The sequence below is a fragment of the Campylobacter parajejuni genome (assembly GCF_046764905.1).
In the GTDB taxonomy this organism is placed as follows: Bacteria; Campylobacterota; Campylobacteria; order Campylobacterales; family Campylobacteraceae; genus Campylobacter_D.
Genome location: NZ_JBKORB010000006.1, coordinates 1 through 12,770, shown reverse-complemented (window position 1 = coordinate 12,770; position 12,770 = coordinate 1). Strand labels below are relative to the sequence as shown.

The following is a 12,770-nucleotide window of genomic DNA, read 5'->3' as shown; positions in this document are numbered from 1 at the left end:
AATTTTAAACCCAATCTAAATAAATATTTTTAATTTCATATTTTGCAATTTTTTCTTTAAGTTTATTTATTTTTTCTTTAGGATTTTCAAAAAATCTCTCATGGGTTTCTACCATAATCAATTCAATATCTCTATACAAGTTTTGTTCTATCAAAGAATCAAGAAGCTCAAATTCCGCCCCTTCAATATCAAGCTTAACAAAATTAATTTTGCCGTGCTTTTGAAGTAATTTTCTAACAAATTCACAAAAATCAATGCTTTGCACCTCATAAGCTCTTTCTTGTTCGCCCTTATGAATGGAAATTATGCTATTGCCATTACTGATTAAATCCGCATCCATATTATAAAAAATACTTTTTTCATTTTTATTAGAAAGAGCTTGTTGGTATAAAATAAATCTTGTCTCATCTTTATATTGATTTTTCAAAAAAGCCGCTAGATAAATATTTGGTTCAAAGGCATAACAAAGCCCTCCACAAGCTAAAGCCACATCACTAAAGACCCCAGCATGAGTGCCACCATCTATGAAAACTAGCTTCTCATTATTTTGAGTCCTTAAATAAAAATCATAAAAAATATGATGGTATTTTGGGGCTATACCCGCTCTATCTAAAAGATGCTTGAAGTAACCAATCCCCCCCCCCATTACCTTTTTGGAGTGGATTAAGAAAAGAAAGTTTATAGTTCAAATAGCTTCGTTTATTGGTATATCTTAATACTTTTATCTTACCAAAATAAAGCTCTCTTGAGCCATCTGGGTGTTTTATTTTTTTAAACATCTTTTTATCCTTTAAATTAATTTAAGAAATTTATTCTAATCAATTTAACTTAATCCTTTTCAAACAAAGCTTTCAAACCCTAATTTCAAACTTCAAAGCTCATTCTTAGCCAGTTTAACAATCTTTTCCACCACAGCAGAATCTTCAAGCGTTGAGATGTCTTGTTTAAGCTCTTCTCCCCTTGCTATGCTCCTTAAAATTCTTCTCATTATCTTACCGCTTCTAGTCTTTGGCAGACCCGGGGTATAAAGAATTTTCTCAATCTTTGCTATGGGTCCAATCTCCGCTCTTAAAATATCATTTAACTCCTTTAAAGTCTCCACAGCCCCGCCTAAATCACAACTTGAAGCAGAATTTAAAACCACAAAGGCAAACAAACTTTCCCCCTTAATCGCATCCAGCACACTCACCACAGCCGATTCTGCTACGCTTGGGTGTTTAGCGATAGCACTTTCAATTTCAGCTGTCCCTATACGGTGTCCTGCGACATTGACCACATCATCAGTGCGTCCTGTGATGGTAATATAACCCTTCTCATCATAAAAGGCTCCATCCCCGCTAAAATACACTGCCTTGCCTTCTTTTTTAGCCTGAGAAAAATAGCTTTGCTTATAGCGTTCCTCATCGCCCCAAATTCCACGAATCATCGAAGGCCAAGGCTTAGTGATACAAAGCAATCCATCTTCGCCCACGCCTTTTTTATTGCCTTCTTCATCAATAATCTCAGCAAAAATTCCGGGCAAAGGCAAGGTAGCACAACCGGGCTTTAAAGCAGTAGCCCCCGGTAAAGGGCTAATCATATGCCCACCCGTTTCAGTTTGCCACCAAGTATCGACTATGGGACAATTTGACCCCCCTACTCTCCCATAAAACCAAGTCCAAGCACTAGGATTTATCGGCTCTCCCACCGTGCCTAAAATTTCTAAAGTGCTTAAATCATACTCGCTAGGTGCATCGGGTGCGTCAGCGTGAAGCATTCTTATAGCCGTAGGAGATGTGTAGAATTTACTCACTTGATATTCTTCTATCATTCTCCACCAACGCCCCGAATTTGGATAAGTAGGAGTTCCTTCGTGCATTATAGTCGTAGCCCCGCAAGCTAAGGGACCATAAACCACATAAGTATGCCCCGTAATCCAACCCACATCCGCACTGCACCAATAATTATCATAATCTTTTATATCAAAAACCCACTCCATAGTCATTTGCGCCCACAAAATATAACCCGCACTTGCGTGCATTACACCCTTTGGCTTACCCGTAGAGCCTGAAGTATAAAGCAAAAATAGCAAGTCTTCACTATCCATAATCTCAGGCTCACACTTATAAGACTCATTTTTCACAAGTTCATTATAAACATAATCCCTTCCTTTGACATAGTTTATAGGCTCGTTATTGCGTATGACTACAAGCACTTTTTCTACACTCTTACAACCCTCGCTTAAAGCCTCATCCACAGCGGGTTTTAGCATATAAGCTTTGCCACGGCGAAAAGCACCATCTGCGGTTACAACAAGCTTTGCTCTAGCATCTACAATCCTATCCCTTAAAGCTTCAGGTGAAAAGCCCCCAAATACCACGCTATGAATAGCCCCTATCCTAGCACAAGCTAACATCACTATGGCAGTTTGAGGTATCATAGGCATATAAATGACTACCCTATCGCCCTTTTTCACTCCAAATTTTTTAAGCAAATTAGCCGTTTTGCAAGTTTCGTGCAATAATCTTCTATAAGTATAAACCTCATAATCGCCCATTTCGCCTTCAAAAACCAAAGCCGCTTTATTGCGTTTTGTTTTCATATGCCTATCAAGACATTGATAGCTCACGTTTAAAGTTCCCCCTTCAAACCACTTATAAAAAGGGGCTTTGTCTTCATTTAAAACCCTAGAAAAAGGCGAAAACCAAGCTATTTTTTCAAGGGCTTGTCTTTTCCAAAAATCTTCAAAATTCTCCCTAGCTTCATCGCATAAATCATAATACTCGCACAAATTTTTTATGCGTGCCTTACGAGAAAATTCCTTACTCGGCTTAAAAAGTTCTGGGCTATTTTGATGTGGCATAAAAACTCCTTTTTGCTTATTTTTAACATTATATAAGAGTTTATTTGCATTAAACACAAATTTAAAAAATAATTAATATAAATTTGACAAAATGGGAAAATTCGTAATATTTGATTAACTTTTTACAAGTTTTGTTAATTTAAGAAACATATAGCCTCTTCGCAAAAATAAAGACTAAGCTCTTGATATAATTTCAAATCCGCCTTAATAAAATCTTGCTTTGTTAGGGCAAATTCCAAAATCTTATCCGCACAATTTACTCTTACAAAAACATCATTTTTCCTAGTTCTAAGTGCGATGATAAGGCACTTATTTAAGATAAATAGCTCTTTATTTTTTGGCTCATTTAGACTAAAAAAAGAAATTTTATAAGGATTAATGGCGATTTTACTGGGAATTTTTTTTAAAATTTTGTATTTTTCACACAGACTAAAATCTATAAAATGACTAAAGCTTACACCCTTATTTTCCAAATCAAAAACATTAGTATTTTCAAATTCTAAGATTTCTCCGCTATGCAAGTATAGTTTTTTCTGAGCCAAAGAATCCAAAAAATGCTTATCGTGGCTTGCGATTAAAAAGCCTATGCCAAAGTTCTTATTCATTTGAAGAATGGCTTTTTTAAACAAAATCGTTGTATTTTTATCCAAAAAAGCACTAGGCTCATCAAGCAAATAATACCTAGCTCTCACGCTCAAAGCTATGGCAAAGGCTATTTTTTGACTTTGCCCTGATGAAAGCTCACTGGGATATTTATCCAAAAATTTCTCATCTAATTCCAACCAAGCAAGGCTTTCTCTTATGCGTTCGTTCGCTTCTTTTTTTACCCCATAAGCTTTTAGGGTAAATAAAAAATTCGCCCTTACGCTACGATTTAGCAAAATAGGCTCTGGAAAAAGCAAATAAATTTCACGCTTTTCTTTGCTAGTGAGTTTAAATTTTCCAAAATAAGAAATATGGCTTGAAAAATCCCCTTCTAAGAATTTAAGTATCCTTAAAAAAGTCGATTTACCACTCCCATTAGCCCCCATTAAAATGCTAATTTTACTCGTATCAAGCTTTAAATTTTTAATATTTAAAAGCTCTTTGTTAGGGTAAGCAAATGAAAGATTAAAAAGCTCTATCATTAAGCTAAGTTCTTTTGAGTTTATGAGTGATGAAATTTAAACAAAAAGCAATGAGAATTAAAACCAAAGCCAAAGCTATTCCACTAGAAAATTCGCCCTTATTGGTTTCAAGTGAGATGGCTGTGGTTATGGTTCTTGTGTCGTATTTTATATTCCCTCCTACTATCATAGCCACTCCCACTTCAGCCACAATGCGTCCATAAGCTAAAGCCACAACGCTCACTAAGGCAAAACGCAACTCATAAATCATACTCCAAACAAGGCTTAAAGCACTCAAATGAAAGGATTTAATGAGTAAAAAATGCTTTTTATTCATATTTTCAATTAAATTCGAAAACAAGGCAATCACAATGGGCAAAGCCAAAACAAACTGCCCCAAAATCAAAGCTTTGATGGTAAAAAGCAAACCAAGCTCCCCTAAGGGACCACGACTTGAAATCAAAGCATAAAGTATAAGCCCCACAGCAACCGTTGGAAAAGAAAGACTAGTATCTACGATGAGTTTGAAAAAGCGTTTGAGCTTAAAGTCAAAAAAACCTAAGGCAAAACCCAAAGGAAAGCCCACAATCAAAGCCAAAATTATAGAAATGCTTGAGCTTAAAAGCGTTGTTTTTATCGCTGAAATAACACTTTCATCTGCATTAAAAAGTAAAAATAAAGCCTGTTTAAAACCCTCTAAAATATAATCCAAAAAATATCCTTATTCCAAAAACGAATAATTTTAGCATAATTGTGCTAAAATATTTTTTTATGTAAATTTCTAAGGAGAAAAAATGAAAAAAATCATTTCTTTAGCTCTTGCCTTAGCCCTAAGTGCTTTTGCAGCAGAGCTTAAAATGGCAACTACAACAAGCACTGATAATACAGGGCTTTTAGACGCTTTAAAACCCCTTTATGAAAAACAAAGCGGTAACACGCTTAAATGGGTTGCGGTAGGAACGGGCGCGGCTTTAAAGATGGGTGAAGATTGCAATGCGGATGTGCTTTTTGTGCATTCTCCAAAAGCAGAGAAGGAATTTGTAACTAAGGGTTTTGGCGTGGATAGAACCCCTGTGATGTATAATGATTTTATCATCATAGCGGATAAGTCAATAGCTTCTAAATTTAAGGGTAAAAATTTAAAAGAAAGCCTAGAGCTTATAAAAAACGAAAAGCTAACCTTTATCTCAAGGGGCGATAAATCAGGCACGGATAATAAAGAAAAAAGCCTTTGGAAAAGCATAGGCGGCGTAGATGAAAAAGAAAGCTGGTATCAACAAAGCGGACAGGGTATGTTAGCTAGCATTAAAATAGCAGAAGAAAAAAAGGGCGTCATACTCACAGATAGAGGCACTTATATCAAATACGAAGCGAATGAAAAAGGCAATCCTAATCTAGTCATCGTTAATGAAGGCGATGATAGTCTTAAAAATTTCTATTCCATAATCGCTACAAATCCTAAGCATTGCAAAAATACAAATTACACTGAGGCAAGTGAGTTTATAAAGTGGCTAACAAGCGATGAGACCTTAAAATTCATCAGTGATTTTAAACTTCTTGATAAAGCAATGTTTGTAGTGGATGCCAAAACAAGAAAAGATTAAAACTTAGCAGGATTATTCCTGCTTTTTTAAATTCAAACCCAAGTTCTAAATTTGTTACAATTTATAATATTTTTCCTATCTTTTTTCCTATTTTTTTCTTTTTCAAAAACATAAGCTTTTTTTCTAAAAATTAAAAAGATATAATTAAAAGAAAATTACAAGGCGAAATAATGTTTAAAGTGGATTTAAATAGTGATTTAGGGGAGAGTTTTGGAGCCTATAAAATGGGTATGGATGAAGAAATTTTACAATTTGTAAGCTCGGCAAATATTGCTTGTGGCTTTCACGCTGGTGAGCCTTGTGTGATGGATAAAACCTTAAATTTAGCCAAACAAAGGGGTGTTCGCATAGGAGCACATCCATCTTATCCTGACCTTTTAGGCTTTGGAAGGCGTGATATGCAAATTTCTTTAGATGAAGCTAAAAATTATGCCCTTTATCAGCTTGGGGCTTTATTTGGCTTTGCTAAGGCAAAAGCGATGAAAATACAGCATTTTAAAGCTCACGGCGCACTTTATAATAGGGCGGCTGTGGATGAAAATTTAGCCCTAGCTCTTTGTGAAGCGGTAGCTAGTTTTGATGAAAATATTATTTTTATGGGACTTAGTCAATCAGCTATGGATGAAGCGGCTAAGAAAAAGGGCTTAAGATACGCTTGTGAAGTCTTTGCTGATAGGGCTTATAATGATGATGGCACCTTGGTTTCAAGGAAATTAGCAGGGGCTGTGATAGAAGATGAGAATTTGGCTCTAAAAAGAGTGATAAAAATGATAAAAGAAAACAAAGTTACCAGCATAAATGGCAAAGAAATAAGTATAAAAGCCCATAGCATTTGCGTTCATGGGGACAATGTCAAGGCTTTAGAATTTGTGAAAAAAATCAAAGAAAATTTAGAAAAAGAGCAAATTCAAATTTGTGCTTTAGAAAATTTCGTATAGGTTTTAATGATGTTTAGTGTGCATTTTAGCGGAAGCAAAGCCCTGCTTTTGCGTTTTAAACAAGAAATTTCTCCTAAGATAAATGCCTGTGTTTTAAGCACAGAAAAAAGAATTCAAAAGGCTATCAAAGAGGGTGAAATTTACGGCATTGATGAGCTTGTGAGTGCTTATGCGAGTTTGCTAATTTATTTTAATCCTTGTGTGATTTGCTTAACTTCCTTGCTTGATTTTTTAGAAAAAATCAAAAATGACACTGAACTTAGTGAGCAAAATTCAAATCTTTGCATAGAAATTCCACTTTGTTATGATGAAGAATTTGCTTTGGATTTGGAATTTGTATGCAAGCACAATCAAATCTCAAAAGAAGAGCTTATCAAGCTTCACACCGAGCCTTATTATCTTGTTTTTATGTTGGGTTTTATGGCAGGTTTTGCTTATCTTGGTGGCTTAGATAAACGACTTTTTACCCCACGACTTGCAAATCCTAGAAGCAAAATAGAAGCAGGAAGCGTGGGCATTGCCGATAAACAAACGGGGGTTTATCCCATATCAAGCCCGGGTGGATGGCAAATCATCGCTAGAACGCCTCTAAATTTTTTCAATAAAGAAGATGAAAAAAGTCCCACTCTTTTAAAGGCTGGAATGTTTTTGAAATTTAAAGCCATCTCAAAGGATGAATTTTTTCTAATCAAAGAACAAGTTGCCAAAAAGCTCTATCAAAAGGAAAGTTATGAGTATAAAAATCATTGAAGCATCGATAAATTCAAGTTTGCAAGATTTGGGTAGAAAAAAATTTGCCAAGCTTGGCATAGCAAGAAGCGGAGCTATGGATGAAAATGCTTTAAGAATGGCTAATATTTTGCTTGGAAACAAGCAAGATGAAGCGGGGCTTGAGCTTTGTTTAAAGGGTGGAAAATACGAGTTTTTGGCTGAGAATTATTTTGTTTTAAGCGGGGCGGATTTTGGGGCAAAACTAAATAAAACACAACTTAAAACTTGCAAGGTTTATAAGGCAAATAAGGGCGATATTTTAGAGCTAAATCTTGCAAAAATCGGCTTTCGTGGGTATTTATGCCTAGCAGGGGGCTTTGATGTGAAAACTTTTTTAAATTCCAAATCAAGCGATGCTAAAATGGGCGTTGGAGCCTTTGATGGAAGGGCTTTGCAAAAAAATGATATTTTAAACATCAAGGATAAATTTATCCCCTTTAATCTCCCATCAAGAGAGTGCGAAAATCCCCTTTTTAAAAACCCTAAAGAGCCTATTATACGGGTAATTTTAGGGACCAATGAAGACGCTTTTACGCAAAAGGGCTTAGAAACTTTTTTAAATACCCCTTATAAAATAGGCTCAAAAAGCGATAGAATGGCAATTTATGCAGAAGCTGATACACTCATAGAGCATAAAGACTCAGCCGATATTATTTCAGACCCTGCGGTTTTTGGAAGTGTGCAAGTGCCAAAAAGTGGCATTCCTATCATCTTAATGGCGGCAAGGCAAAGCACGGGAGGCTACACAAAAATCGCCACGGTGATAGGAAACGACCTACCCTTGCTCGCACAGGCTAAATTAGGCTCTAGTTTTCGCTTTAAAAGTATCACAATGCAAGAAGCTTTAGAGCTTTATAAACAAAGAGAAGCCGAATTTAAGGCTATGGATAAAAAAATCAATTTGGATTTTGAAAATTTAATTTAAAACTTTTAATTTTCTAAAAAATCAACTTTGCTTAAACCCATTTAAAACTCGCACAGGTATTTTACTCCCCTAGCCCCATTTTTAAGCTCGTTTAAAGCCTTTGGAAGCTCATTGAAATCAAATTTTTCAAAACGGGGCAATAAAATTTTATTTTCAAGGGCTAAATCATAAAGCCTTAAAGCATTTTGTCTTAATCTTTGAAAATCCTTTTGTGTGCCTTTTTCATAAATGGCTCCTAGTGCCACTTCGTGCAAACTAACACAAGTGCTAAAAGGCTTGGTGTGATTTTGCTCTATCCTGCCTAAAATAGCCACCATATGCGAATTATAGGCTAATTTATCAAGCAAATTTTGCGCTCTTGCTGCCGTATCAAAAATAGCAAAAAGCTCATCAATATCAAAATATTGCTCAAAACATTCCTTAACGCCCCATTCTTTCAAAGTCTTATGATGAGAAGGATGGCAAAGTGCATAAACTTCACAGCCTTCAAGCAAACAAAGAGAAATCAAAATTTTAGCCACCATACCCCCGCCACTGACTAAAACCCTACGCCCACAAAGATTTGGTAATTTATCAAGACTCATTAAAGCCGTCCATCCTGCACAAGGCAAGGCAGCAGCTAAAGCATTGCTTAACTCATCTTTTAAAGGCACTAAAGCCTTGCGTTTGACTATGCTAAATTCCGCAAAACTCCCATCATCGCCCAAATAACTATGATAAGCAAAGCGTTTTCCGAGCTCACCCCCAGCTACGCAAACTCCCATACCATCGACCCCTGCGATTTTGCCTTCCTTGATAACCTTAAAATCCACTGGATTTAGACTAAAAGCGTGATTTTGTATCAGCACTTCATCACTTTTAAGCTCTCTTAAGCTTCTTATAACAGGCTTTAAAACGCCTTTTTCAAAGGCAAAGGCTTTAAATTCTTTCATTGTTTAGCTCCAAAAAGTTCTTTTAAATGTTTTTCGTAATTTTGCAAATAACTTGGCACTTGAGGATTTTTCATCACATCATTGCAAATAAAGGTCTTTAAAGCACTCATAGCCAAAAACTCGTGAGCCTTATGCAAGTGCAAATACACCCCATCAACACCGACACCGCCAAAGAATTCATTCTTATCCGTAAAGGCTTCAAGCGGGGCATTCCAAGTGAGAGAAAACATATATTTTTTACCCTGAAGTAAGCCCCCTGTGCCGTAATTTTTAGTAGGGTTTTGCTTAGTTCTGCCATCATTTTTACAAAATACCCCAGCACCAAGGCTAAAAACTTCATCAATGTATTTTTTCACTATCCAAGGCTCACCCATCCACCAGCCGGGCATTTGATAAATAAGAGCGTCAGCTTTGAGAATTTTTTCCACTTCCAAAGAAGACTCATAACCCTTATCGATAAGGGTTTGTTCTGTATGAAAACCCAGCTCATTTAAAACCTGCACGGCTTTTTGGTGTAAAAGCTCACTTAATTTACCTTTAGAATGCCCAAATTCCTTAGCACCATTGATTAATAAAATATTTTTCATTTTTCTTCTCCATAAAGTTTTATTTTTTGTCCTTCTTCATCACAAGGCGTGATTTTAAAAATCACAGGTCTTATCCCGTCATTGCAAGAATTTATAGCCACAGCTGGCGTTTTTATCCAGTCCTTATAATAAAAAATTTCATCCTTTTTCATATGGGCTAGGGCAAAGACATATTGATAAATCGCCTTCCAAGCCTCATCGCAAAAATTATCAGGCTTATTAAAACCTTCGCTGTAAAAAACTTCGCCAACTTTATGAGCTGGGCAAGGACCTAAAACACCATATTCTCTAGCCAAATTCTCATCAAAATGTGTTTTTAAAACTTCTATTTTAATGCGTTTCATATCAAGAACCTTTTATACTGCTCACCCTTTTGCAAAAGCTCATTTTGACTAAGCTCATGGGCATTAAAAACGGCAAAATAGCCCCCATACTTCGCCCCTACGAATTTACTCATAGCCTTAAAAGGCGTGATGATTTCATCCACACTAAAGCCCACTTTACCCTCTTTTTCAAAGCTTTGCTCCTCATCGCCAAAACTAAGACAAAAGCCAAATTCCTTGCCTTTTAAAGCCCGTGCTTTTTCGCCATAAGCAAAGCCGTAGCTAAATACTTCATCGAAATATTTTTTCAGCAAAGGCGGGGTGGCATACCAAAAAACAGGGAATTGAAAAATGATTTTTTCGTGATTTAGCAAAAGCTCTTGCTCGGCTTTGACATCGATTTTTTCATTAGGGTATTTAGCATAAAGCTCACTTAGATTTAAATTTTGACATTCTAAAGCCGCATTTTTAAGGGCTTTATTGACCTTAGAATTTGCCATATTAGGATGGCTAAGTAAAATTAAAGTTTGCATTTTTACTCCTTTTTATGAATTTATGATAAAATAATAACCAAACCTAATAAAATTTACAATACGCAAAATAAAGAAAGATACTATATAAAAGGAGTGTATAAAATGGATAAAAACACTGAAAAATGTAGCTTTAAAGAATGTGGGTTTCACTATACTTTAGCTCTTATTAGCGGTAAGTATAAGATGAGTATTTTATATATATTATTCCGCTATGAATTGGTGCGTTATAATGAATTAAAACGCTTATTAGAAGGTATTTCCTTTAAAACCTTAACCAATGCTTTAAGAGAGCTTGAAAGCGATAAGCTTATCTTGCGTAAAGAATACCCTCAAATCCCGCCCAAGGTCGAATACAAGCTTTCTAAAAAGGGTCAAACACTTATCCCTGTGCTTGAAGCGATGTGTAAATGGGGCGAGAAAAATAAAAAAGAGTTTTGAATTTTATCAAGGGGATTTGCCTAAAAATTGGCTTAGTTTTTTAGTTATTTTTAAAAAGGGCAATAAGAATAGATTTTAAATTTATTCCCTTAAAAGAACTCCAAAATTACTATAAATTCAAACCTTATGCGTCATTGTAAGAAGGCATAGCGTTTAAAGCAATTTTTGATTTTCTAGCTTAGACGCTTGCAAGTTGGCTTTTGTGATGGTAAAATTAAGCCGTTTTGCTCTTTGGTAAGGATAACTACACTAGCTCCGTCATTGCGAGACTTCAAAGAAGGCGAAGCAATCTAAGAAAATTTAAAAAAGCTTCTTTTAGACCATTTGCTTAAAATTTTAATAAAGATTGCTTCGGCGATAAATCGCCTCGCAATGACGAAAATTTATAGCCACTAGGAATGGTTTTAAACTCCCTTCTTACAGAAAAAATATTCTAAAACATTGCAGGGCTTTGAGAAAGCAATAATTTGGGTTTCGTAGCCAAGAAGCTCATTTTTATTAAAAAACACTTAAAAATTAATATAAATTTAACAAAAAATCAAAAAAAAAAAAAACGATTTTTAAGAAATAATTAACAAATTTGCTTGTAGAATTTACGATTTTATGTTCAATTATTTTTGAAATATATTTTCAATTAAAAGGAAAAACTATGACAAAATCAAAGAATGCGAGCGTATCTTCCAAGCTCACCTTTCTTATAGGCGGGTTAATCGTCGTAATTTTATGTATAGTAGGCACTATCAGCTATACAGGGTCTCAAAGCAATAGCTTCGAACTTTTAAAAGACTCTCAGTATAGATTGATGGACGACACCGTTAAAGTCTTTAACTCTCAAGTTACTTTCAAAAGAGCTTCTATGGAAGTTTTAGCTAAAGAACTTGGAAATTTACAAAGCTCAAATGAAAAAGAAATTTACCAAATGATAAATATGATAAAAAATGCCGCGGATTTATCAGAAGTTTTTTTCTTTTCAGAAAGAGATAATAGAACCTATCTTTCTAGTGGAAGTTCTTTAAGCATTTCTCAACTTGATGTAAGAACAAGAGATTGGTATCAAAAAACTATCAATGCTAAGCAATTAGTTGTTTCAGACCCTTATAAGACAGCAACCACAGGTAAGCTCGTTATCACCTACACGGTGCCTGTGTATCAAAATGGTGTTCTTGTGGGTATAGTAGGCGGGGATTTGGACTTGGTAAGCTTAACAAAAAAAGTTTTAGTGCTTGAGCATTCTGAAGATACCATTTTACAAGTTTTAAATCCTGAAGGAAATGTTGTTCTACACGAAGATGAGAGCAAAATTCTTAGCAAAACAACCCTAAGCCAAAACATCAATGACGCTGTTTCCAAAGACCCTTCACTTATCGACCCAAATAAGTCGAATTTTTTATTTTATGTTGAAGGAAATACGGGAGAAACGGAAGCGGTAATGTGTGAAAGTGCTTTAAATCCTTATTTTAGGGTTTGTGCTATCATCAACGAAAGCTCTTATAGTGCTGCAAGCAACGAAATTTTAATCCAACAAATTTTAATAGGCGTCATTGCCATAGTCATAGCTCTTATTCTCATTCGAATTCTCATCAAACGAAGTCTCTCCCCACTCTCTTCCATTCAATCAGGACTAAATTCCTTCTTTGATTTCATCAATCATAAAACAAAAAACATAGCTACTATTGATGTAAAAACTAATGATGAATTTGGTCAAATATCAAATGCCATCAATGAAAACATTCTAGCTACTAAAAAAGGTTTAGAACAAGATAATCAAGCA

14 protein-coding genes and 2 pseudogenes are annotated in these 12,770 nt (G+C 35.3%); 7 read left to right on the top strand and 9 right to left on the bottom strand.

All coding sequences use genetic code 11. From position 1 onward, the window contains the following. Positions 1-4: 4 nt before the first annotated feature. The 5 genes from ACLL8X_RS06590 to tupB all read right to left on the bottom strand — a co-directional run bounded on the left by ACLL8X_RS06590 (position 5) and on the right by tupB (position 4,660). Positions 5-646 (bottom strand): FkbM family methyltransferase, encoded by a 642-nt coding sequence (locus ACLL8X_RS06590; protein ID WP_411990133.1) that lies wholly within the window; start codon positions 644-646, stop codon positions 5-7. Next, positions 606-779 (bottom strand): hypothetical protein, encoded by a 174-nt coding sequence (locus ACLL8X_RS06585; RefSeq protein ID WP_411990132.1) that lies wholly within the window; start codon positions 777-779, stop codon positions 606-608. Before ACLL8X_RS06585 ends, ACLL8X_RS06590 begins: the two co-directional genes overlap by 41 nt. Before the next feature lie 92 nt (positions 780-871). After that, positions 872-2,842 carry an acetate--CoA ligase gene (gene acs / locus ACLL8X_RS06580; protein WP_411990131.1) on the bottom strand — a complete coding sequence of 657 codons (1,971 nt, stop codon included), beginning with the start codon at positions 2,840-2,842 and terminating at the stop codon, positions 872-874. 134 nt (positions 2,843-2,976) lie between these two features. After that, positions 2,977-3,969, bottom strand: coding sequence for a tungstate ABC transporter ATP-binding protein TupC (tupC, locus tag ACLL8X_RS06575; protein WP_411990130.1), 993 nt, complete (start codon positions 3,967-3,969; stop codon positions 2,977-2,979). 4 nt (positions 3,970-3,973) lie between these two features. Beyond that, positions 3,974-4,660: a tungstate ABC transporter permease TupB gene (gene tupB, locus ACLL8X_RS06570; protein WP_411990129.1), complete on the bottom strand. Its 687-nt coding sequence runs from the start codon at positions 4,658-4,660 to the stop codon at positions 3,974-3,976. Between the two features lie 82 nt (positions 4,661-4,742). On the opposite strand from tupB, the gene tupA reads away from it, so the two are divergent. The 4 genes from tupA (at position 4,743) to ACLL8X_RS06550 (ending at position 8,186) form a co-directional block, all read left to right on the top strand. Beyond that, positions 4,743-5,552 carry a tungstate ABC transporter substrate-binding protein TupA gene (gene tupA, locus ACLL8X_RS06565; RefSeq protein WP_411990128.1) on the top strand — a complete coding sequence of 270 codons (810 nt, stop codon included), beginning with the start codon at positions 4,743-4,745 and terminating at the stop codon, positions 5,550-5,552. A 170-nt stretch (positions 5,553-5,722) separates the two neighbouring features. Further along, positions 5,723-6,490 carry a LamB/YcsF family protein gene (locus ACLL8X_RS06560; RefSeq protein WP_411990127.1) on the top strand — a complete coding sequence of 256 codons (768 nt, stop codon included), beginning with the start codon at positions 5,723-5,725 and terminating at the stop codon, positions 6,488-6,490. Between the two features lie 9 nt (positions 6,491-6,499). Continuing rightward, positions 6,500-7,240 carry a 5-oxoprolinase subunit PxpB gene (gene pxpB, locus ACLL8X_RS06555; RefSeq protein ID WP_411990126.1) on the top strand — a complete coding sequence of 247 codons (741 nt, stop codon included), beginning with the start codon at positions 6,500-6,502 and terminating at the stop codon, positions 7,238-7,240. Further along, the gene (locus ACLL8X_RS06550) at positions 7,221-8,186 is read left to right on the top strand and encodes a 5-oxoprolinase subunit C family protein (protein ID WP_411990125.1); all 966 of its coding nucleotides are present in this window, start codon (positions 7,221-7,223) and stop codon (positions 8,184-8,186) included. Before pxpB ends, ACLL8X_RS06550 begins: the two co-directional genes overlap by 20 nt. A gap of 41 nt (positions 8,187-8,227) precedes the next feature. Here ACLL8X_RS06550 and ACLL8X_RS06545 read toward each other — a convergent pair whose 3' ends face one another. The 4 genes from ACLL8X_RS06545 to ACLL8X_RS06530 are packed head-to-tail and all read right to left on the bottom strand — an operon-like array spanning position 8,228 to position 10,561. Then, complete coding sequence (locus tag ACLL8X_RS06545) at positions 8,228-9,118, bottom strand: MDR/zinc-dependent alcohol dehydrogenase-like family protein (RefSeq protein ID WP_411990124.1); 891 nt, start codon at positions 9,116-9,118, stop codon at positions 8,228-8,230. Beyond that, positions 9,115-9,705 (bottom strand): NAD(P)H-dependent oxidoreductase, encoded by a 591-nt coding sequence (locus tag ACLL8X_RS06540; RefSeq protein ID WP_411990123.1) that lies wholly within the window; start codon positions 9,703-9,705, stop codon positions 9,115-9,117. The genes ACLL8X_RS06545 and ACLL8X_RS06540 overlap by 4 nt, the downstream gene beginning before the upstream one ends. Then, complete coding sequence (locus ACLL8X_RS06535; protein WP_411990122.1) at positions 9,702-10,049, bottom strand: TIGR04076 family protein; 348 nt, start codon at positions 10,047-10,049, stop codon at positions 9,702-9,704. Before ACLL8X_RS06535 ends, ACLL8X_RS06540 begins: the two co-directional genes overlap by 4 nt. Continuing rightward, on the bottom strand, positions 10,046-10,561 hold the full coding sequence (locus tag ACLL8X_RS06530; protein ID WP_411990121.1) for an NAD(P)H-dependent oxidoreductase: 516 nt from the start codon (positions 10,559-10,561) through the stop codon (positions 10,046-10,048). The genes ACLL8X_RS06535 and ACLL8X_RS06530 overlap by 4 nt, the downstream gene beginning before the upstream one ends. 102 nt (positions 10,562-10,663) lie before the next feature. Between ACLL8X_RS06530 and rrpA the strand changes: the two genes are divergently transcribed. The 3 genes and pseudogenes from rrpA to ACLL8X_RS06515 all read left to right on the top strand — a co-directional run. After that, positions 10,664-10,999 (top strand): MarR family transcription factor RrpA, encoded by a 336-nt coding sequence (gene rrpA / locus ACLL8X_RS06525; RefSeq protein WP_411990120.1) that lies wholly within the window; start codon positions 10,664-10,666, stop codon positions 10,997-10,999. A 649-nt stretch (positions 11,000-11,648) separates the two neighbouring features. Then, positions 11,649-12,365 (top strand): annotated as a pseudogene (locus tag ACLL8X_RS06520) (cache domain-containing protein); the annotation flags it as partial. Positions 12,366-12,587: 222 nt separating this feature from the next. Further along, a pseudogene (locus ACLL8X_RS06515) lies at positions 12,588-12,770 on the top strand (hypothetical protein); the annotation flags it as partial.